Source organism: Bartonella sp. B35(2025) (assembly GCF_053794465.1).
Map to the genome: position 1 here is coordinate 185620 of NZ_CP200035.1, position 19737 is coordinate 205356.

Below are 19737 nucleotides of genomic sequence, written 5' to 3' on the forward strand. Positions count from 1 at the left end.
ATGACCTTAGAAGAACAGATGAAAAACATAGGAAAAAGGGCACGTAGTGTTTCTTCTTTGCTTGCAGTTATTTCTTCTGAACAAAAGAATCAAGCATTGGAAATGATCGCTCTGAATCTTGAATCTTATTCAGATGAGATTTTATGTGCTAATCGTCAAGATTTAGCGAATGCTGTTCAAAATAATTTGAGAGCAGCGATGATTGACAGGCTCAAGTTAGATGAATTGCGTTTGCGTGCAATTATAGACAGTGTTCGCCAAATTGCTTGTTTGCCTGATCCCGTTGGGCAAGTGATAAGTGAATGGACACGTCCAAATGGACTTCATATAAGTCGTGTGCGTACGCCTCTTGGTGTAATTGGGGTTATTTATGAAAGTCGGCCAAATGTTACGATTGATGCAAGTGTCTTGTGCTTAAAAGCTGGAAATGCGGTAATTTTACGTGGTGGTTCAGCTAGTTTTCATTCTTCTCACGCTCTTCATTCGGCATTAGTAAAAGGACTAGAGCAGGCTGATTTTCCTAAAGATGCCATTCAAATGGTTAAAACCACAGATCGTGGTGCTGTTGGAAAAATGCTTGAGGGGTTGGATGGTGCAATTGATGTGATTATACCTCGCGGTGGGAAAAATCTTGTTGCGCGGGTTCAATCTGATGCACGTGTCCCCACTTTTGCACATTTAGAGGGGATCTGCCATATTTATATTGATCAGTCGGCAAATTTAGATATGGCGTGTGATATTGTTGTGAATGCAAAGTTGCGGCGGACAGGTGTATGTGGAGCTGTTGAGACAGTTTTAATTGACCGAAAATCCTTAAAAAAATTTCTTCCTGTTCTGACAGTTTTACAGGAAAATGGGTGTGAAATTCGTGCAACAGAAGATATCATTTTTCTTATGCCAGATGCTAAATTGGCATCTGAAGAAGATTGGTCACACGAATATCTTGATGCAATTCTATCTGTTAAAACAGTTGATGGTATTGAGGGAGCTATCGCACATATTAAACGTTATTCATCAGGACATACAGAATCAATTATTGCTGAGGATATGAGGGTGGTGAAGATGTTTTTTGATCATTTAGATTCAGCTATTTTGCTTCATAATGCATCCACACAATTTGCTGATGGAGGTGAATTTGGTTTTGGGGCAGAAATTGGTATCGCAACGGGAAGAATGCATGCACGCGGTCCCATAGGTGTTGAACAGCTAACGTCATTTCAATACCATATTAAAGGAAATGGGCAGGTTAGGCCTTGAAAAAGCCATTTTTTCCATGGAAAAACCGTATACCATATGTTGAAAAGTCCAGTGTAGTTGGTCTTTTTGGTGGATCATTTAATCCACCACATGCAGGACATCTTCTTGTGGCAAAAACTGCAATTCGGCGTTTGCATCTTGATCAGCTATGGTGGATGGTAACTCCGGGGAACCCTTTAAAAAATTGTACACAATTACCATCTTTAGATGAGAGAATGAGATCAAGTTTTGAACTTATTGATCATCCAAAGATTCGTATAACGGGTTTCGAACATACTATAGGAAGTACGGTATCAGTAAGTACGATTTCTCATATTCTTGCACATTGTAGGGGAGTGCATTTTGTGTGGATTATGGGTGCAGATAGTTTTGCAACAATTCATCACTGGTATAGGTGGCGTGATATTGTGTCTATGCTTCCTATTGCAGTTATCGATCGTCCTTCTGTATGTATGTCAGCGCTTTCTTCTCCTATGGCACACATTTACCGTTGCTTTCGTTTGGATGAGAGAGAAAGTAAACGATTACCTTTTATAAAACCACCAGTTTGGACTTATTTGCATGGACCTTTATCTTTTCAGTCTTCAACCAATCTTCGTTTAAAGGAAAATAATTTTTCTTGAATATTTTATAAGATTTTGCAAATCTCTTTGAAGAAATTTCTCTTTGTTTATGTTTTAGGTGATAAGAAAGGATATTAATCTGGAAAATATTTCACAAAAATACTCTCATAATATTGTATCTTTGGCAGGAAAAAAAATCTTTTCGGTAGCTGATGGTCTCAAAATTATTCTCAACAGTTTAGAGGATACAAAAGCAGAAGATATTATCTCCATTGATATTCAGGGTAAATCATCTTTAGCTGATTACATGGTTATAGCTTCGGCACATTCACAGCGTCATGTATCTGCTGTCGCTGATCATTTATTATGTACTTGGAAAAATAGCGGGTATGGTCGAGTAAGTGTAGAGGGGCTTGCTAGTGGTGATTGGGTATTGATTGATACAGGTGATATTATTGTTCATCTTTTCCGTCCTGAAATTCGTCTATTTTATAATTTAGAAAAAATATTTCTAACTCCAGATTTAAACAACATAAAGCCAATTCTTTTTGGAGATCGTTGACATGCAAATTTCTATTTTTGCTGTTGGTCGCATGAAGAAGGGGGCTGAACACAAATTAGTTCATCATTATTTAGGTCGTTTTTCTAAAAGTTCTCGAGCTGTTGGGTTTCATTTTAAAATATTACAAGAAATATCAGAAAGTCGTGCTCAAACAGCATATCAACGTATGGAAGAAGAAGGACGAAGACTTATTGAATTTTTGCCTGAAAAGTGTCAATTAATTGTATTAGATGAGCGTGGGAAGTCGATTTCATCATTTGCTTTTGCTGAAAAATTAGGATTTTATCGTGATGAAGGTGTTCGTGATGTAGTTATTGCTTTGGGGGGACCTGATGGACACAATGAGCGGATAAGAAATCGTGCTGATTTTCTTTTGTCTTTTGGTTTTATGACATGGCCACATCAAATTGCACGTATATTACTTACAGAGCAACTTTACCGAGCAGTAACAATTGCTAATAATCATCCTTATCACCGTGTTTAATATTTTTGTGTAATTTTTATCTCTATTGGTGCATTTATTAATATTGTTTTAGGTCACACCATTTAAAGCATCCCTATTTTATGCGATAAGGCTTAATGGTTGGGAAAATGAAGCTGCTTGTTTTTCATAGAAAGATACGATTTTCATATGAAAAATATATGATATTTGTTGTGCTGGTGTTGAGTATATTTTTTTTCTTGTCTGTATCGCATGCCGAAGATATAGCAACACGTGAAGCATTGGCGGAAATTCGCCAAAATATCTCTGTTTCACGTGAGCGTGTTACTTTTCTTGTTGACCAAGTTGAGCGTTTAAAAAGAGATCAACGTGCTTTAACTGATGCATTAATAAAGATTGCTAAAGCAGAACGTACTACAGCAAATGATGTTGCTGAAAGGGAGGAGAAGCTTGAAAAAATGATAAAAGAGCGCGCACGAGTTCATCAGAGTTTAAAAATCCGTCGAGCAGATTTTGCGGAAGTTCTTGTTATCTTAAAACGTATGGGGTTGAATCCACCTCCTGCTCTCATGGTGCGACCTGAAGATGTGTTAGCATCTGTGCGTAGTTCTATTTTATTAGGGGCTATCATTCCTGAAATGCAAGAGAAAACACAAGCTTTAACAGTCAGTCTCAAGGAGTTGACCAAATTGAGCAACTCAATTACTACAGAATATGCAGCTCTAAAGATTAAAATGCAAAATCAAGCAGAACAGCGAAAACATTTAGAGCTTTTATTGGACAAAAAGGCAAAGTTACAAAAACGATCAGAACAAGAACTTAGACAGCAGCAACAAAAAAATATTGCCCTTACTAAAAAAGCTCAGTCTTTGGAAGAGTTGATTTTAGAGCTTGAACGTCAATCACAACTTAGTTTTGATACATCAATACCAGTACGGAAAAATTTACAATTGTTAGATCAACGTGATTTTGAAAATCAAAAGGGCTCTTTGCTTTTTCCTGTTTCAGGAAAGAAGATTCAACATGTTAATAATAATTCACAGATTACCCGTTTTGGTGAAATAGTTGAAGCAGATCCAGCAGCCATTGTTATAGCACCTACTGATGCTCTTGTTGCTTTTGCTGGACCGTTTCGTTCTTACGGACAGCTAATTATTCTCAAGGTTGGAAATGGCTATCATATTGTTCTTATTGGGATGTCAAAAATTAATGTAACTCAAGGGCAATTTGTTCTTTCAGGTGAGCCTCTCGGTACGATGGGAATGCAATTTATTGCAAACAGTATTGTACTGGATATAGGCAAAAGTGCTCCAATGCTTTACATTGAGTTTAGAAAACAGGGAAAGCCTATAAATCCAGCTCTTTGGTGGCGGACTGAAAAATCGAGAAGGAACCAAAATGATTCGTAAAATTATTCTTTTGGTCGCTGGGGTATTACTCGGCGCCAGTTCAATGATTACGATGCAGTCTGTTGCTGCAAATAGTGAAAGTGATACCTATAAACAGCTGGCCATCTTTGGTGATGTCTTTGAGCGGGTACGTATGCAATATGTGACGATTCCGGATGATAAAAAGCTCATTGAAAGTGCTATCAATGGTATGCTTACATCACTTGATCCACATTCATCCTATATGAATGCTGAAGAAGCTAAAGATATGCGAGATTCTACTAAAGGAGAGTTTGGGGGTCTTGGTATTGAGGTAACCATGGAAAAGAACTTAATTAAAGTTGTTTCTCCAATGGATGATACGCCTGCATCAAAAGCAGGGATTTTGGCAGGGGATCTCATTTCAAAAATTGATGGTGTACAGACGAATGGTCAAACATTGAGTGAAGCTGTCAATAAGATGCGAGGAGCTGCTGGAACACCAATTACATTAACAATTATTCGTTCTGGTGTTGATAAGCCAATTGAGATTAAAGTTATTCGTGACATCATTAAGGTAAAGGCGGTTAAATATCGCGTTGAGGGTGATATTGGGTATTTAAGACTCATTCAATTTTCTGAGCAAACTTTTAGCAATCTTCAGTCTGCAATTAAAGATATTCAGTCTAAAATTCCTGAATCTAAACTGAAGGGATATGTTCTTGATTTACGGCTTAATCCTGGTGGTCTTTTAGATCAGGCTATTAGTGTTTCAAGTGCTTTTCTCAATAAAGGTGAAATTGTATCGACTCGTGGGCGTAAAAAGAATGATGTGATGAGATTTGATGCTAAGCCAGGGGATATTATCAATGGAAAGCCCCTTATTGTGCTCATTAATGGTGGTTCAGCAAGTGCTTCTGAAATTGTTGCAGGTGCATTACAGGATCATCGTCGCGCTACAATTTTAGGCACACAATCCTTTGGTAAGGGATCAGTTCAAACCATCATTCCTTTAGGTGAAAATGGTGCTTTACGCTTAACAACAGCACTTTATTATACACCGTCTGGTACTTCGATTCAAGGAACTGGGATTGCACCAGACATTATTGTAGAGCAACCATTACCTGAGAAATATAAAGGTCATGATGTAAAGCTTGGTGAATCTGAGTTAAAAGGGCATATCAAAGGAAAGCTAGAAAATAATAAAGGGTCTGGTTCAGCTGCTTTTGTCCCACAAGATCCTAAAGATGATGTTCAATTGAATGAAGCTTATAAACTTTTACGAGGTGAAATGGCGAATGCAGCATTTCCACCAGATCCCAATAAAGATATTTTAAAGTAAGAAGGGGATATATAGCTCATGCTTTTGAGTGATAATTGAATGGATGCAATTGTTAATTTAAAAATTCTTCCTTATCGGAAATGTGTTGGGATTCTTGTGTTTAATCATGAAGGTAAAGTTTGGGTTGGGCGCCGTTTAGTAACAGATACTCATGCGCATATTAAAACATCTAATCGTTGGCAACTTCCTCAAGGAGGGATTGATGAGAATGAAAAGCCATTAGATGCGGCGCGTCGTGAACTCTATGAAGAAACAGGTATCCGATCAATAAAGCTGATTAAGGAGGCACAGGATTGGTTCTATTATGATTTTCCACAAAAATTTGTTGGAGATGTACTAAACAGTAAATATCGCGGACAAATGCAAAAATGGTTTGCTTTTCAATTTACAGGAGAACTTTCTGAAATTTTAGTTAATCCACCACCAGATGGTAATAAAGCAGAATTTGACCAGTGGAAATGGGTTGATATAGAAATTTTACCTTCAATTGTTATCTCTTTTAAAAAGCATGTTTATATGAAAGTTGTCAGCGAATTTCGAGGTAGCCTTAGGTGTTTATAAAAGCTATATAATTGCAAAAAGCTGTTTTTTCTTTAAGATGCTTTATATTTATACATAATTATTAAAATAAAAGTGATTCTCTTTTATATAAAGAACTGGAATATAAAATGAAAAAGTTATTCAATTTATTTGCGATTTTTACTCTTTTGAGTATTTCTTCCGCGGCATTTGCAGTGGATCAAAAGTCAGCTGCAACAAAGCCTGTAGCAGCTATGTTACCGAATGGTGCCTCTTCTTTGACTGAGACTTATGGCTTGTGGAGTATTAACTGCGGTATACAGGATGGAAAAAAAATTTGCTTTATGAATCGTCAAGAAGTTAACGATCAGAATCGTGTCATTTTGGCTATGAATATTGTTCTCAATACTGATGGTGTTGTATCTGGTAATTTAACAGTTCCTTTTGGTATTTTGGTTTCCAAGCCAGTTCGTTTACAAGTAGATGAGGGAAAGGCTGTTATTGAAACCGGTATTCGGACTTGTATGCCATCAGGTTGTATTGTTCCAATAGTTTTTGACAAAAATTCTATAGCAGCTTTGCGTACTGGAAAGCATTTGAAGTTGGCTATGACAGTTGCTGCACCAGGTGAGCCAACTATAAATGATTTATTTGTTCAGTTAAATGGTTTTAGTAATGCACTTAACCGTTTGACTGCTTTACAGAAGTAATTTTAAATAAAGTGAAGGCAGCCTTTAAGGCTGTTTTTTGTTGAAAGTTATTTTTGACTCAGTCTTATAAGTTAAAGTAGCAAGATCATTATATGAAGACTCTTTAAAGTTTTCTGAAGATTCTGAGGTCATTCATTATTGCTTTTATTTTTTCTGGCTATTTTTTTATTCTAATTAGGTTTGACCATTCACTATGATATAGAGATAAGAAATTAGAATGTCTGTATTTTCTGTTTACAGAGGGAAGTATGAAAGCATAAAACTGTAAAATAATTGTTCTATAAAAAGGGTTATTTTAATAAATACCTTGTATATGCTCCTCTATTCCATTGATTAAAAGAAGAAAAAAGAATGATTTATGCATTGCTTCAGATAATTGATTTAATTTTCAGTATTTATATTTATATTTTAATTGCAAGTGTTGTTTTTTCTTGGCTTTATGCATTTAATATCATAAATACACGTAATCGCTTTGTTATTTTGATAGGAGATTTTCTATATCGCATAACAGAACCTGTTTTAGGCCGTGTCCGGCGAATTTTACCAAATCTTGGAGCGATTGATATTTCGCCTATTGTAGTGTTTATGATCATTTATTTTATTCGTACTTTTATGTGGCGCGCTTATGTAGGTATATACTTATAGAAATGCGAGATTAGGCGAGTAGAATGCTTTATCAAGTTGATACGAGTGGTTTGATTCTATCGGTATACCTAATTCCCAAAGCTTCAATTGATAGGATAATAGGAGCTGAATACAAGAATGATGGAAAGCAGTATTTAGTTATATGTCTTCGTGCTATTCCTGAAGATGGAAAAGCAAATAAAGCGTTAATTAAATTTTTATCGAAACAATGGAAAATTCCATCTTCTTATATTTCTCTTAAGAGTGGCGCAGCATCACGTTATAAACGACTTCATTTTTCAAGATATATAGAAGAACTAAAAAAGATATTACAATCTTTATGATTATATCTTTATGCAAAATAAGAAAAAAGTGAGAGCCTGTTTAAGAAAACAGGCTTTATTATGTTAAGATAGCTATGTTCTTTTATTACGTTCAATAGCTTTCTTAATCAATTCATGCGCAAAATTTTTATCATTCCAACCTTCAATTTTGACCCATTTTCCAGGCTCAAGATCTTTATAATGTTCGAAGAAATGTTCAATTTGCTTTAATGTAATTTCGGGAAGATCCATATAATTATGAATATTGATATACCGCTGTGTTAATTTAGAAGTTGGGATAGCGATAATTTTTTCATCTTTACCACCATCGTCTTCCATAATTAGGACACCGATTGGATAAACATTGATAACACAACCAGGAATGAGTGGACGGGTATTACAAATAAGAACATCAACTGGATCACCGTCTTCTGAAAGAGTATGTGGGACAAAACCGTAATTTCCAGGATAAGCCATTGATGTGTAAAGAAAACGGTCAACAAATAACGCTCCAGATTTTTTGTCCATTTCATATTTTATTGGCTGACCACCGAGAGGGACTTCAATGATGACGTTGATATCTTCTGGTGGATTTTTACCAACGGGTATTTCTTTAATATTCATATAAATATCCTTTCCGGAATATGATGAAGCAGATTATAATAAAATATTTTACTGAGGAAGTTATGAAATTATGTTAAAATTGATGAGCGTGTTTTTTCAAAACGTTTACGTTCATTTGGATCAAGATAAAGTTTGCGTAAACGAATATTTTTAGGAGTTACTTCTACAAGTTCATCATCTTGTATCCATGATAAGGCACGTTCTAATGTCATTTTGATAGGAGGGGTTAATTTCACAGCTTCATCTTTTCCAGAAGCACGCATATTGGTTAGCTTTTTTCCTTTTAAGACATTTACCTCTAAATCGTTATCGCGTGAGTGTATACCAATGATCATACCTTGATAGACCTTGACACCAGCATCGATTATCATAGGTCCACGATCTTCAAGATTAAAAAGAGCATAGGCAACAGAGTCACCAGTATCATTTGAAATCATAACACCATTGACACGACTACTAATATCTCCTTTATAAGGTTGATAAGCATGAAAAAGGCGATTCATGATTGCTGTGCCACGTGTGTCAGTTAAAAGTTCGGACTGATATCCAATAAGTCCTCGAGTTGGTGTGTAAAAGACAAGGCGTACACGATTACCTCCAGAGGGACGAAGCTCAACCATTTCTCCTTTACGTTCAGACATTTTTTGAACAACAATTCCAGAATATTCCTCATCAACATCAATCATAACTTCTTCGATTGGTTCGAGAATTGTTCCATTTTCATCTTTTTTCATAACAACCCGTGGACGTGAAACACTAAGCTCAAATCCTTCACGGCGCATATTTTCGATGAGAACTGCAAGTTGTAATTCTCCTCGTCCTGAAACATAAAAAGAATCTTTATCGGCTGATTCTTCAATTTTAAGAGCTACATTACCTTCTGCTTCTTTAAACAAGCGGTCGCGAATGACACGGCTTGTTACTTTATCCCCTTCAGTTCCAGCAAGGGGGCTATCATTAACCAGAAAGCTCATAGTGACTGTAGGAGGATCGATTGGTTGGGCGGTGAGTGGTTCATTGATTGAAAAATCACAAAAAGTATCAGCAACAGTACCTTTTTGTAAACCTGCAATTGCTACAATATCACCAGCAATACTTTCTTCAATAGGTTGTCGTTCTAATCCACGAAATGCCAAAATTTTTGAAATACGTCCAGTTTCTAAGAGTTTTCCATCTTGTCCAAGAACTTTTACATTTTGATTTGGTTTAATAGAGCCAGAATGAATGCGACCCGTAATAATTCTTCCAAGAAATGGATCTGCTTCAAGGATAGTTCCGATCATCCGAAATGGTCCTTCAGCTACAGTAGGAGAAGGTACATGGCGAGTTACTAGGTCAAACAAAGGGTTCAGTCCTTGATTTTTTGGTCCTTCGGGAGTTTCAGCCATCCATCCATCGCGGCCTGATCCATAAAGAATAGGAAAATCAAGTTGTTCATCTGTTGCATCAAGGGCAGCGAAAAGGTCAAAAACTTCGTTGATAACTTCATCAGGACGTGCATCAGATCGATCAATTTTATTAATGGCAACAATAGGGCGTAACCCTACCTTTAATGCTTTTCCAACGACAAACTTTGTTTGTGGCATTGGCCCTTCAGCTGCATCAACAAGCACGATTACTCCGTCTACCATATTTAGAATACGTTCGACTTCTCCACCAAAATCGGCATGGCCTGGTGTATCAACAATGTTAATTCGAGTATTTTTCCAAACAACAGATGTTACTTTTGCTAAGATTGTAATTCCACGTTCTTTTTCAATATCATTTGAGTCCATCATACGCTCACTGGTACGCTGGTTATCGCGGAAATTTCCTGATTGTTTGAGAAGTTCATCTACGAGTGTTGTCTTCCCATGGTCAACGTGGGCAATAATGGCAATGTTACGCAATTGCATAAATTATCTTCTTTTCATTCAGTGAAGTTTCATTTGAGGTAAAGCCTTTGTATCCCTTACCTTACTATCAGAGAAATCTTTTACATGTTTTTTTATAATTTGGGAAGAGGAGGGACTGTTTTTATGGTAAAGTATTTACAAAGGTTTTTAATGTTTGATTGATTTAGAAAAATTTCCCGAAAAAAACTTTTAATAATTAAGGTATTTCGTATGTAATTATACCAAGAAAACAAACAATGTAATTTGCTTTTTGTAGAGAAAAGATATCAGATTACATAATCAGGATATATGTTTTTTCTTTGCGTGTTAGAGTAAGATTCCAGACAAAATAAACGAGGCTACAGAAAAATAAATTACAATACCCATAACATCCACTAAAGTTGCGACAAGAGGAGCAGAAGCGCTCGCTGGATCAAATTTCAAGCCTTTGAGAATAAAAGGCAGCATAGAGCCAGATAAAGAACCGAACATAACAATTCCAATTAAAGCTATACCTACTGTCATGGAAACAGCAATCCAATGTTCACCATAGTTATATATACCCAGTTGTTGCCAGACAACAATGCGCATAACTCCGATAATTCCAAGTAAAAGACCAAGAGATACTCCTGTTGGAATTTCACGAATGATAACTTTCCACCAATCCTTAAGTGTGAGCTCACGTAAAGCTAGTGCACGAATAATAAGAGATGTAGCCTGTGAGCCAGAATTTCCTCCTGAGCTCATAATAAGAGGAATGAATAGTGTAAGGATAATAGCTTTTTCAAGCTCTGTTTCGAAATATTGCATAGCGCTTGCAGTTAACATTTCACCAACAAAGAGTAAAGAAAGCCAACCACCACGTTTTTTCATCATTCCAAGAAAATTGATCTGCATATATGGTTTATTGAGAGCTTCCATACCACCAAATTTATAAGCATCTTCGCTCATTTCATCAACCATAGTATCAAGTACATCATCGACGGTTACAATACCAATGACATGGTTACTCTCATCAACAACTGGTACAGAAAGAAGATCATGGCGTTGGAAAAGACGGGCAATATCTTCATGATCTGTGAAGGGTGATATTGTAATGGGTGTATCACGCGTAGGAACATTAAGGATTTGTTGGTCGGATGATGAAAGAATAAGATTACGGAGTGAAACGGCTTTGAGAAGGGTGCCTGTTTTGGGATCAATAACATAACTTGTATAAACTGTTTCACGAGTTCGTTCGACTTCACGAATATGATCTAGAGTTTTTTTTACAGTCCAATTTGCTGGAACTGCTATAAACTCTGTTGTCATCAATGCACCAGCTGTATGATTGGGGTAACTGGTGAGTTTTTTAAGCTCGGCTCGTGTTAAAGGTTTAAGTAAAGTATAAAGTCGTGTGCGGGTTTCTTTATCCATTTCTTGAAAAACGTCTGCGGCAGCGTCTGCAGACATGCCATCAAGAATTTCAACAGAACGATTTACAGGAAGAAGTTCAAGAATAGCTGCAGGCTGTTCAAGTTCTGGTTTATCAAAAAGTTCAATAGTATAATCAAGTGGCAATAGACTGAGAACAGTTACGCGTTCCATAATATCAAGATCATTGATGATATCAATTGAATCAGCAAAATGCCGATTTTTTAATTCTTCAGCGAGAGCTTCAGGAGAAAAGCTTTTGAAGTCGAAGGCTGTTTTGATTTCAGTCATGATAAAGTACCTTACGAAGGGTTGGAGAATATGAATCCAGATATATGGATTAAGATAAATCAAAAATTATGGAAGACTTAAAAAAATCCCTCCCAGCTATATTTTCAATTGTTAATATTTAAACTAAAGTCAAGGACAGATCGCAGGCTATAAACAATTTCATACATTAGGCATGTAGGGATTTTCGTTTATCTCCTATGATAAAGTTATTTTTATACTTCTTTTATCAAAATATAGGTTTGAAAGGCTATTTAAAAGCAGGCTAGATGATTCTACAGTATGATCAATTTGTATTATGAAGGTAATTATTACCTCTTAAATTTATAACGGAACTATATAATATTATGGCAAAAACAGCAATACTGGACTGGAAAGGATTTTCAGGGCTTCCTGATTTTTCTTTAATAAGTGACGACGATTTTAAACCCGCTTTTGAACAGGCACTTAAAGAAGCAGAAGAAGAAATAGAAGCAATTGCAACAGTAAAGGAATTACCAACGCTTGAGAATTTTTTGCAACCTTTTGAGCTTTCTGGTAAGGCGCTTGATTGTGTATGTTCAATATTTTTCTTGCATTCAGGTGCTTGTAGTAATGCACTGATTCAGCAGTTAGAACAAGAATTTGTTGTGAAACTTTCTCGTTATTCTTCGAAAATTATGATGGATGCACGGATATTCGCAAAAATGGATGTGCTCTATAAACAGTCACAGCAAGGTATGTATGATCGTGAAACAACACGTGTACTTGACTTATGGTGGAGAAGATTTGTTTACAATGGTGCAAAACTTGATGAAAAAGGCAAAAAACGGCTTATTGAAATTAATGAAAAGCTTGCTTTTTTAAGTACCACTTTTGGCCAGCATGTTTTAAGAGATGAAGCTGAGTGGGTTTTATTTTTAGAACAAAGAGATTTATCTGGTTTGCCTGATGATCTTATTGCTTCAATGAAAGAAATTGCTCATGAAAGGGGTAATGAGGGAGTTTATGCATTAACATTGGCACGTTCCATTGTTGAACCTTTTTTGAAATTTTCTCATCGTCGTGATTTACGTAAAGTGGTATTTCAAGCTTGGTCTAAACGGGGTGAAAATAATAACGATAATGATAATCGAGCAATTATTTTAGAGATTATTGCACTTCGAGATGAAAAAGCTAAATTGCTGGGATATAAATCTTTCGCTGATTTGAAACTTGATAACACCATGGCAAAGAGTGTTGACGCGGTTATGAATTTGCTTATGCCTGTATGGGAACGGGCAAGAGCTAAGGCTACTGCTGAACAAGTTGAATTGAAAAATTTTGCAAAAAATTATGACAGCAATGAATCTTTGGCAGCTTGGGATTGGCGTTATTATGCTGAAAAACTGCGTACTGAAAAATTTTGTTTTGATGAAGCTGAAATTAAATATTATTTTCAGCTTGATCGCATGATTGAAGCAGGTTTTGCAGTAGCAAAAAAACTTTTTGGAATCTCGTTTGAAGAAAAAAATGATGTTGCACTTTGGCATCCTGATGCGCGTTTATGGGAAGTTAAAAAATCTGATGGAAGTTTGCTTGGACATTTTATAGGCGATTACTTTGCACGTTCTTCAAAACGGTCTGGTGCATGGATGAGTAGCTTAAAATCGCAGCATAAATTGGATGCAGAACAAAAGCCTATCATTTATAATATTTGTAATTTTGCTAAACCACCTAAAGGAGATATTGCTCTTTTATCGCTTGATGATGCACGCACGCTTTTTCATGAATTTGGGCATGCATTGCATGGTTTACTTTCTAATGTAACATGGCCATCTGTAGCGGGAACATCAGTTTCGCGTGATTTTGTTGAATTACCTTCTCAACTTTATGAACATTGGTTAACTGTACCAGAGGTATTACAATCTTATGCTACACATGCAAAAACGGGACTCCCTATGCCACAAGCATTGATAGATAAGATTATATCAGCACAGATATTTAATGCTGGATTTTCTACGGTTGAATTCACTTCATCAGCTCTAGTAGATATGGCTTTTCATCAAGGAAAAACAGTAACTGATCCGATAATGTTTGAGCATCAAGAATTAGAAAATCTAAAAATGCCTGACACAATTATTATGCGTCATCGTCCCTCACATTTTACACATATATTTTCAGGTGATGGCTATGCTGCTGGTTACTATTCTTATATGTGGTCGGAAGTACTTGACGCTGATGCTTTTCAGGCTTTTGAAGAAACAGGCGATGTTTTTAATTTAGAGCTTGCTGATCGGTTAAAGCGTTTTATTTATTCAGCTGGAGGAAGCCGTGATCCAGAAGAGCTTTATAAAGCTTTTCGGGGACGGTTGCCTTCACCAGAAGCAATGATAAAAAAACGCGGACTTTAATATATGATGGTATGGTTTATTACCATACCATCATATTCTATTATTATAGTTGAAATTTGCACGAGTCTTTCTCGATTAATTACAACTATATGAAAAGTAACTTTTTATTTCATTTTTTTCTTGGTTGGTGTAGGGAATTGCATTCTACATTTTTAAAAATATCATGGAAAAGAAAAATTATCAGCTCGATCTATCTGGTAACCATTTGAAGGTGACCATGATTTTTGTATAAAGCTTGGATCCATTTTGTCTAGTAAGTAGGTATTTTGCTGAGCCATATCATCAAGGCTCATTGGAGGTTGATGTGTAATATTATTGGACTTTTGTATGAGTTTTAGAGTCTCTGTATTAGTAGAATGTATATTTTCATGGGAAGGCAGATGAAAATTTAAAATAATTTCTAATTTGCTTTTAAAATAAGAGGCAAGTTTTTGCTTTCCTTCAGAGGTAAAGTTAATACCATCAGCGGTACGGAGTCTTACTATTTTTCCATTGATATCATAGCCTGAAAAAGAAAATTGGCCCTGTGTGTCAGTAAAGTCACTCCAAATATCAATAAAATATCCTTTTGCTGCTTCTGTTGCATTTTTGTAAAGCTCGTTAAAGATTCGCATTTTTTGTGTTAAATTGTTATTTTCAAAGGAAGGTTGACCCATCCATATCCATGGTTTTCCAGAATCATGGAGGATTTCAGCCATTTCGGTAACCTTTTTTTTGTAGATATTTATCCATTCTGGTTGAGATGTGCTGAGAATGCCATGAGGCGTTGTGATTGGTTGATTATCATTTGCGCCTATTATCATAACAATAGCATCAGGTTTATTTTTATCAATGAGTTTAGAAGTATTGTTTTTCCAAGAATAATAATCAGTTCGGACCAAACCAGAAGATGGTACAGCGTTGTTTATGATGACAATATTATCATTATCAGTAAAAAAATTTTTGAGTTCATTAGCAGCAGCAGAAGCTACAAAATCACCTATAACAAGAATACGTTTTGCATTTTCCTTTTTTAGCTTTTGTGCAGGTTTTGGTCTGATAGTTTTTTTTTGTAGTTTATATATTTTTGGTTGTTGTTCTTGTTTTTTATATTTAAATAACAGTTCGAAAAAATTTTCTGCCTTACTTGGAGTCTGCTGTATGACGATAAGGATAAAAGTGGAGAAAAATAGGAAAGTAAAGTATATTGGGTGAAAATAGGACAAGTACTTTACTCCAGATTATTGTTTTCTAAGAAGAAAAAGAACTTCATAGCTTGGATAGCCATTTTCCTCTAAGTTATGGTGTAATTGAAAGGATTTAATTGCTTTTTTAGAGGCAGTACCGATCTTGCCATCAATTTTTCCTTTATAATAACCAAGTGTAGCTAAGCGAGATTGTAATTCTTTACGTTCTTTGAAAGTGAGAGGCTGAAATGGCCGCTTCCAATCTTGAACTAATTTAGGATGACCAGCAATATAATTAGCTAGAAGAGCAACAGCAAAAGCATAACGATCTGCATTGTTGTAGCGTTTAAGAACAAAGAAGTTTTTTGTGACTAAGAATATAGGTCCCTCTGGACCATCTGGATATTTCAATATTGCCAATTCAGATGGTGAAGGAAAAGGATGTCCGTTTGCATTTTTAACATTTAGCTTTTCCCATTGTTCAAAGGAAAGCCAGTCATTAGGAAGATTTTTTCCCTTTGGTAATTTGACCTCTACTCCCCAAGGAAGGTTAGACTGCCAACCATTCATGTGAAGAAGATTAGCAGCAGTGGCAAGAGCATCTGGAACAGATGTCCAGATATTGCGTCGCCCGTCTCCATCCATATCAATAGCATAAGCAAGGTAACTGCTTGGAATAAATTGTGTATGTCCTAATGCACCAGCCCAAGATCCAGTTAGCTGAGAGCGCTCAATTTCACCACTTTGTAAAATTTTCATAGCAGCAATAAGCTGTGTACGTGCATATTTTGCACGTTTTTGATCAGCATAGGCTAGGGTTGCAAGTGAGCAAATGATATCATGCATTACGCTTTTATTTTCTAAAATTTTCCCATAGTTGCTTTCTATTGACCAAATTGCAAGAAGGATGTTACGGTCAACGCCAAACTGTTTTTCAATTTGAATAAGCCAATTTTTCCATTTTTGAGCTTGAAGTTGTCCTTCAAAAACAGCAATATCGTGGACGCGGTTGTCAAAATAACTCCATGAAGGATCAACAAATTCTGGTTGATACGCTGCTCTTTTTAAAACTTCTGGATCAATAGTGTTGATGGTTTTAAAAGCCATATCAAATGTAGATGATGAAATATTGTTGGCTAGAGCTATTTTTTTAAATTCTTTAATCCAGAGTTGAAAGCCATTTTCAGCATGTAAAAGTGATACGAAAAACATTAAAGAAATTGAAAGAACAGCAGACAAACCAATATTAAAAACTTTCCTATTTATGGTTTTTTGGAGAGAAGGAAAAGTTTTAGATTCTATTTTTTGCATTTTGCAACTTCCATTAATATTCAAATATCGTAGTGTTTAGCGATTTCATTTTTGTATTTGGTTTAATTGATTATGTTTTCAAGCAAATAAGAAAAGTTAGAACAGATTATTTACTTTGAGAAAATACTTTCTAATAAATTAGCTTACTATTGCATCCTTGTTCTGTCCATCATAATGGCAATTAAAATAATAAAATAATAAGATATTTTTTGAATATTTTAGTGAAGACGTGTGATAAATAAAGTAGAGAAATTGTATAGTTAATTAGGAGAATGAGAGTGCAAAAAATCCGGAAGGCAGTATTTCCCGTAGCTGGTCTTGGTACTCGTTTTCTTCCTGCAACAAAAACAATTCCTAAAGAAATGCTAACTGTTGTTGATAAGCCAGTTATTCAATATGTTGTAGATGAAGCACGCGAAGCTGGTATCGAGCATTTTATTTTTGTTACTGGGCGCAATAAAGCAGTAATTGAAGATTATTTTGATACACAGATTGAATTATATACAACACTTACCGAACGTGGAAAAAGAGAGGAACTTGAACATTTACGCGATTTACAGCCTCAACCAGGTACCACTTCTTTTACTCGGCAACAGCAGCCTTTAGGACTAGGACATGCTCTTTGGTGTGCACGTGAATTAGTAGGGAAAGAACCTTTTGCTTTGTTGCTACCGGATATGCTTATGCAAGCTAAGAAAAGTTGCCTTTCTGAGATGATCAGTCTTTATGAAAAAACAGGTGGAGGAAATATTATTGCGGTTCAAGAGTGTGATCCTGAAGAAGTGCATAGGTATGGTATCGTTGGCAAAGGAAAAAGGATTGCGCATGGTTTTAAAATTACAAAAATGATAGAAAAACCAACAAAAGAAACAGCTCCATCGAATCTTTACATTAGTGGACGTTATATCTTACAGCCAGAAATTTTTAATATTCTTTCTAGTCATGAACGAGGAGCAGGAAATGAAATTCAGTTGACAGATGCAATGGTTAGACTCTCAGATAAGCAGGATTTTTTTGGCTTTCAGTTAGAGGGGCTTACTTTTGATTGTGGTTCTAAAACTGGTTTTATTGAAGCCAACGTTGCATTTTCTTTAGGACGTGTTGATATGCATGGACAGGTTTTTGCTTCATTAAAAAATTTGCTTGATACTATTAAAGTTGAGAAATGATATAGATCTCAGGTTTAATTTCATTTACCAAATTTTATTATAACAATACGGTTTTCTCATATGTTGACTTTACAAAGTGCTGTTGCATCGGCACTGAAAACTATTACGAGTGAAAAACAGGGACTTGAAGCCCTTGAAACAGCTTTTTTGGGAAGTCTTGCTTCTTCTTTTGAAGCTGCTGTTCAAACTATTAGAAATGCTAATGGTCATGTGGTAATTACTGGTCTTGGTAAGAGTGGTCATATAGGTACAAAAATTGCTGCAACCTTAGCTTCAACAGGGACACCTGCCTTTTTTGTGCATGCTGCAGAAGCTAATCATGGTGATCTTGGTATGATTGGATCTGATGATGTCATTCTTGCTTTATCATGGTCAGGAGAGACTTTAGAATTAAGTGGAATTATAAATCATGCTGCACGTTTTCGTACTCCACTGATTGCTATGACATCGGGTGAGTATTCTATATTAGGACGACAAGCTGATATTGTACTATTATTGCCAAAGATAGAAGAGGCTTGTCCTCATGGTCTTGCTCCTACAACTTCAACAATTATGCAATTAGCGATAGGAGATGCACTAGCTGTTGCTCTTTTAGAAATACGTGGCTTTACTGCAAGAGATTTTAAAATTTATCATCCTGGTGGTTCTCTTGGTGCAAACCTTAAACATGTACGTGATATTATGCATTGGGGTGACAAGATTCCTTTGGTTATGCAAGGTACGATAATGACTGAAGCTATGGATATTTTGGTTGAAAAACATTTTGGGTGTGTTGGTGTTGTGAATCAAAAAGGTGAATTAATTGGAATTGTAACTGATGGTGATCTTGCACGTAACATTCACGTTAACTTATCAAAATTTAGTGTTGATGAGGTGATGACAAAAAATCCCAAAATTGTTGATCCGGATACACTGGTTGGTGCTGCAATAGCTTTTATTAATGAGCATCATATCGGTGCTTTTTTCGTGGTTGAAGATAAAAAGCCTATAGGCATCGTTCATTTTCATGATCTTTTACGTATTGGTGCTGCTTGAATTGATTAGTTTTTCTGTTAAGTAAAATTTTATTGTTTGGTAAAAAAATAGATTCAACAACAAAAATAACATTTTTGTTGTTGAGTAAATTTATTGAGATACCTATTGGAGAGAAACGATTATTTTATACATCTCATAATATGCTTCAAACACCAATAATAAATAACCATATTAATATTTTTACATATTTGAGGGAAGAGAATTTTATCAGAAGAAAAAATTTCGCCTCTTTTTATAAATATGCGCTATATGTTTCTATAGCAGCTTTGATTTTGATTTAAATTTTTCTCTTAAGAAAAAACTGTGATCCTGAATGTGACGTGCAAAGAAGCTGTGTTGAATTATACAATATTGAACAATTTACTCGAGATACTGTTCCGCGGAGAATTGAGTGTATTTCAATTTCTACGTGTTGTATACTGATGTAATTATAGGTACCTTCTGATAGCTTTTCTTGTGTATCTGCTGCTCGTGTTTCAAAAGCACCATTGCGGAAAGAAGAAATGATACCATTCTCATCAACCCATTCACCGTCAATTCCAGCTGGTATATTTTGTCCATAATATTGTGAAAAGACACAAGCTACTAATATTACAGCAGTGATCATAAGACATAAAATACGGCAGGTTTGTTTCATTGGTTTTGCTCTAATTTGGACTACTTTACTTCTTAACTTTTATAACATCGTTAAATTATTTCATTAGTCAATATGAGAATTTTGATGAAAATCAATGAAAAAGCAAAAAAAATGGAAAAAAATGCCTTAATGTTGTATT

General features: G+C 35.6%; 19 protein-coding genes. 13 read left to right on the top strand and 6 right to left on the bottom strand.

Annotated features, from left to right (window positions below):
- The 10 genes from V4P56_RS00710 to V4P56_RS00755 all read left to right on the top strand — a co-directional run bounded on the left by V4P56_RS00710 (position 1) and on the right by V4P56_RS00755 (position 7730).
- Complete coding sequence (locus tag V4P56_RS00710) at positions 1 to 1257, top strand: glutamate-5-semialdehyde dehydrogenase (protein ID WP_455482189.1); 1257 nt, start codon at positions 1 to 3, stop codon at positions 1255 to 1257.
- 29 nt (positions 1258 to 1286) lie between these two features.
- Positions 1287 to 1880: a nicotinate-nucleotide adenylyltransferase gene (locus tag V4P56_RS00715; protein ID WP_455482620.1), complete on the top strand. Its 594-nt coding sequence runs from the start codon at positions 1287 to 1289 to the stop codon at positions 1878 to 1880.
- Positions 1881 to 1938: 58 nt separating this feature from the next.
- Positions 1939 to 2382 carry a ribosome silencing factor gene (gene rsfS, locus V4P56_RS00720; RefSeq protein ID WP_455482190.1) on the top strand — a complete coding sequence of 148 codons (444 nt, stop codon included), beginning with the start codon at positions 1939 to 1941 and terminating at the stop codon, positions 2380 to 2382.
- 1 nt (position 2383) lies between these two features.
- A complete protein-coding gene (rlmH, locus tag V4P56_RS00725; protein WP_455482191.1) occupies positions 2384 to 2866 on the top strand; it encodes a 23S rRNA (pseudouridine(1915)-N(3))-methyltransferase RlmH in 483 nt (160 codons plus the stop codon).
- A 95-nt stretch (positions 2867 to 2961) separates the two neighbouring features.
- Positions 2962 to 4233 carry a murein hydrolase activator EnvC family protein gene (locus tag V4P56_RS00730; RefSeq protein ID WP_455482192.1) on the top strand — a complete coding sequence of 424 codons (1272 nt, stop codon included), beginning with the start codon at positions 2962 to 2964 and terminating at the stop codon, positions 4231 to 4233.
- Complete coding sequence (locus tag V4P56_RS00735; protein WP_455482193.1) at positions 4223 to 5533, top strand: S41 family peptidase; 1311 nt, start codon at positions 4223 to 4225, stop codon at positions 5531 to 5533. The genes V4P56_RS00730 and V4P56_RS00735 overlap by 11 nt, the downstream gene beginning before the upstream one ends.
- A 39-nt stretch (positions 5534 to 5572) precedes the next feature.
- Positions 5573 to 6094 (top strand): RNA pyrophosphohydrolase, encoded by a 522-nt coding sequence (locus V4P56_RS00740; RefSeq protein ID WP_455482194.1) that lies wholly within the window; start codon positions 5573 to 5575, stop codon positions 6092 to 6094.
- Positions 6095 to 6201: 107 nt separating this feature from the next.
- On the top strand, positions 6202 to 6762 hold the full coding sequence (locus tag V4P56_RS00745; protein WP_455482195.1) for an invasion associated locus B family protein: 561 nt from the start codon (positions 6202 to 6204) through the stop codon (positions 6760 to 6762).
- A gap of 351 nt (positions 6763 to 7113) precedes the next feature.
- Complete coding sequence (locus V4P56_RS00750; protein WP_455482196.1) at positions 7114 to 7407, top strand: YggT family protein; 294 nt, start codon at positions 7114 to 7116, stop codon at positions 7405 to 7407.
- A 23-nt stretch (positions 7408 to 7430) separates the two neighbouring features.
- Positions 7431 to 7730, top strand: coding sequence for a DUF167 domain-containing protein (locus V4P56_RS00755; protein WP_455482197.1), 300 nt, complete (start codon positions 7431 to 7433; stop codon positions 7728 to 7730).
- A 72-nt stretch (positions 7731 to 7802) separates the two neighbouring features.
- On the opposite strand, the gene ppa is transcribed toward V4P56_RS00755, so the two are convergent.
- From ppa to mgtE, 3 genes are all read right to left on the bottom strand, one after another.
- On the bottom strand, positions 7803 to 8333 hold the full coding sequence (gene ppa / locus V4P56_RS00760) for an inorganic diphosphatase (RefSeq protein ID WP_455482198.1): 531 nt from the start codon (positions 8331 to 8333) through the stop codon (positions 7803 to 7805).
- Positions 8334 to 8401: 68 nt separating this feature from the next.
- The gene (gene typA / locus V4P56_RS00765) at positions 8402 to 10228 is read right to left on the bottom strand and encodes a translational GTPase TypA (RefSeq protein ID WP_455482199.1); all 1827 of its coding nucleotides are present in this window, start codon (positions 10226 to 10228) and stop codon (positions 8402 to 8404) included.
- A 306-nt stretch (positions 10229 to 10534) separates the two neighbouring features.
- Positions 10535 to 11911: a magnesium transporter gene (gene mgtE, locus V4P56_RS00770; RefSeq protein ID WP_455482200.1), complete on the bottom strand. Its 1377-nt coding sequence runs from the start codon at positions 11909 to 11911 to the stop codon at positions 10535 to 10537.
- 344 nt (positions 11912 to 12255) lie between these two features.
- Here mgtE and V4P56_RS00775 point away from each other — a divergent pair, with 344 nt between their 5' ends.
- Complete coding sequence (locus V4P56_RS00775; RefSeq protein WP_455482201.1) at positions 12256 to 14280, top strand: M3 family metallopeptidase; 2025 nt, start codon at positions 12256 to 12258, stop codon at positions 14278 to 14280.
- A 161-nt stretch (positions 14281 to 14441) separates the two neighbouring features.
- On the opposite strand, the gene V4P56_RS00780 is transcribed toward V4P56_RS00775, so the two are convergent.
- Both V4P56_RS00780 and V4P56_RS00785 read right to left on the bottom strand, forming a co-directional pair.
- A complete protein-coding gene (locus V4P56_RS00780; protein ID WP_455482202.1) occupies positions 14442 to 15485 on the bottom strand; it encodes an SGNH/GDSL hydrolase family protein in 1044 nt (347 codons plus the stop codon).
- A 15-nt stretch (positions 15486 to 15500) separates the two neighbouring features.
- Positions 15501 to 16757, bottom strand: a complete 1257-nt coding sequence (locus V4P56_RS00785; RefSeq protein ID WP_455482203.1) for a lytic murein transglycosylase — start codon at positions 16755 to 16757, stop codon at positions 15501 to 15503.
- 278 nt (positions 16758 to 17035) lie between these two features.
- On the opposite strand from V4P56_RS00785, the gene galU reads away from it, so the two are divergent.
- Together galU and V4P56_RS00795 are read left to right on the top strand one after the other, a co-directional pair.
- On the top strand, positions 17036 to 17926 hold the full coding sequence (gene galU, locus V4P56_RS00790; RefSeq protein ID WP_455482204.1) for a UTP--glucose-1-phosphate uridylyltransferase GalU: 891 nt from the start codon (positions 17036 to 17038) through the stop codon (positions 17924 to 17926).
- Between the two features lie 39 nt (positions 17927 to 17965).
- Positions 17966 to 18961 carry a KpsF/GutQ family sugar-phosphate isomerase gene (locus V4P56_RS00795; RefSeq protein ID WP_455482621.1) on the top strand — a complete coding sequence of 332 codons (996 nt, stop codon included), beginning with the start codon at positions 17966 to 17968 and terminating at the stop codon, positions 18959 to 18961.
- Positions 18962 to 19238: 277 nt separating this feature from the next.
- On the opposite strand, the gene V4P56_RS00800 is transcribed toward V4P56_RS00795, so the two are convergent.
- A complete protein-coding gene (locus V4P56_RS00800; RefSeq protein WP_455482205.1) occupies positions 19239 to 19598 on the bottom strand; it encodes a hypothetical protein in 360 nt (119 codons plus the stop codon).
- Between the last annotated feature and the right edge of the window lie 139 nt (positions 19599 to 19737).

Coding starts and splice junctions, on each gene's coding strand:
- ppa (WP_455482198.1), bottom strand. CDS start 8,333: ATGAATATTAAAGAAATACCCGTTGGTAAAAATCCACCAGAAGATATC.
- V4P56_RS00800 (WP_455482205.1), bottom strand. CDS start 19,598: ATGAAACAAACCTGCCGTATTTTATGTCTTATGATCACTGCTGTAATA.
- V4P56_RS00785 (WP_455482203.1), bottom strand. CDS start 16,757: ATGCAAAAAATAGAATCTAAAACTTTTCCTTCTCTCCAAAAAACCATA.
- V4P56_RS00755 (WP_455482197.1), top strand. CDS start 7,431: ATGCTTTATCAAGTTGATACGAGTGGTTTGATTCTATCGGTATACCTA.
- V4P56_RS00775 (WP_455482201.1), top strand. CDS start 12,256: ATGGCAAAAACAGCAATACTGGACTGGAAAGGATTTTCAGGGCTTCCT.
- typA (WP_455482199.1), bottom strand. CDS start 10,228: ATGCAATTGCGTAACATTGCCATTATTGCCCACGTTGACCATGGGAAG.
- rlmH (WP_455482191.1), top strand. CDS start 2,384: ATGCAAATTTCTATTTTTGCTGTTGGTCGCATGAAGAAGGGGGCTGAA.
- V4P56_RS00750 (WP_455482196.1), top strand. CDS start 7,114: ATGATTTATGCATTGCTTCAGATAATTGATTTAATTTTCAGTATTTAT.
- V4P56_RS00745 (WP_455482195.1), top strand. CDS start 6,202: ATGAAAAAGTTATTCAATTTATTTGCGATTTTTACTCTTTTGAGTATT.
- V4P56_RS00710 (WP_455482189.1), top strand. CDS start 1: ATGACCTTAGAAGAACAGATGAAAAACATAGGAAAAAGGGCACGTAGT.
- V4P56_RS00740 (WP_455482194.1), top strand. CDS start 5,573: ATGGATGCAATTGTTAATTTAAAAATTCTTCCTTATCGGAAATGTGTT.
- mgtE (WP_455482200.1), bottom strand. CDS start 11,911: ATGACTGAAATCAAAACAGCCTTCGACTTCAAAAGCTTTTCTCCTGAA.
- V4P56_RS00730 (WP_455482192.1), top strand. CDS start 2,962: ATGGTTGGGAAAATGAAGCTGCTTGTTTTTCATAGAAAGATACGATTT.
- V4P56_RS00735 (WP_455482193.1), top strand. CDS start 4,223: ATGATTCGTAAAATTATTCTTTTGGTCGCTGGGGTATTACTCGGCGCC.